Source organism: Vibrio sp. 10N.261.52.A1 (assembly GCF_002876325.1).
GTDB classification, from domain to species: Bacteria; Pseudomonadota; Gammaproteobacteria; order Enterobacterales; family Vibrionaceae; genus Vibrio; species Vibrio chagasii.
This window is the reverse complement of record NZ_MCYD01000352.1, coordinates 1-598: the sequence shown is the minus strand read 5'-3', so window position 1 is coordinate 598 and position 598 is coordinate 1. Positions and strand designations below refer to the sequence as shown.

General features: G+C 41.5%; 1 protein-coding gene. It reads left to right on the top strand.

Annotated features, from left to right (window positions below; translation table 11 throughout):
- Positions 1-598 (top strand): imidazole glycerol phosphate synthase subunit HisH (gene hisH / locus BCT81_RS04335; protein WP_241908155.1); only part of this gene is annotated, 598 nt, incomplete at both ends.

The following is a 598-nucleotide window of genomic DNA, read 5'->3' as shown; positions in this document are numbered from 1 at the left end:
GTTCTAACTATGACTATTTCAATCGTTGATTATGGCATGGGGAATATTGGCTCGGTAACCCGAGCCATATCTGCTTGTGGTTATAAGGCTACCATTGCTTCAACCGCCGAAGATATATTACAAGCGGATAAAATTATTCTACCGGGTGTAGGTTCTTATGCTAAAGCAATGCAGGAGTTGAGAACGAGAGGGCTTGAAGAGGCGATTTTAGAATCTGCTATTGATGATGAAATTCCAGTTCTTGGTATTTGTTTAGGCATGCAAATCTTGTCCACGTTAGGTCATGAGCATGGGGAAACTAAGGGCTTAGGCTTGATCCCTGGTGAAGTTATTAGATTAAGACCAAAAGATGTAATGGCTCGTGTGCCTCATGTAGGTTGGAATTCTGTTGAGGTTTTAACAACTTCCCCTTTATTTGATGGGATTCCATCTGGAAGTGATTTTTATTTTGTTCATAGCTACCACTACCAGGTTGAGAGTTTGTCAAACGTATTGGCAAAAACCGAGCATGGAGGCGAGTTCACCTGTGCTGTGCAGAACGATAATGTCTTTGGAATGCAGTTTCATCCAGAGAAAAGTCAAAAGCTTGGCCTTAAAT